Genomic DNA, 364 nt, shown 5'->3' with positions numbered 1-364 from the left:
TCATCACAGGACAGCCGGTACCACAGCGCCGACACGCAGGGTACCGCCATTCATGCCGGTGAAAAGGTCATCATTAACGCCCGCAACGATATTGCCGGGCAGGGCGTGCAGATTGGCGGTAAACAGGTCACGCTGGAGGCGGGGCGGGATATCGTGCTGAGCGCCTCACGGGACACGCGCCACAGCCAGAGTAAAACCAGCGGCAGCCAGGTGAGCGCGGGCGTGGGCGTCAGCCTGATGGGCTCACAGAACGGCATCAGCATTGAGCTGGGGGCCTCACGGCAAAAAGGTCAGGAAGACAGCCGGTCACAGCATCACACCCACAGCGTTATCCGCGCTGAAGAGCAGCTTACGGTGAACAGCG

1 protein-coding gene is annotated in these 364 nt (G+C 62.1%); it reads left to right on the top strand.

Features of this window, described 5'->3' with window-relative positions:
* On the top strand, positions 1-364 hold a 364-nt coding region (locus JJB97_RS18440), incomplete at both ends, for a hemagglutinin repeat-containing protein (RefSeq protein WP_238715541.1).

This window comes from Tenebrionibacter intestinalis, assembly GCF_016632365.1.
Taxonomy (GTDB): Bacteria; Pseudomonadota; Gammaproteobacteria; order Enterobacterales; family Enterobacteriaceae; genus Tenebrionibacter; species Tenebrionibacter intestinalis.
The sequence above is the reverse complement of the archived record's forward strand: the minus strand, read 5'-3'. Positions and strand labels throughout refer to the sequence as shown.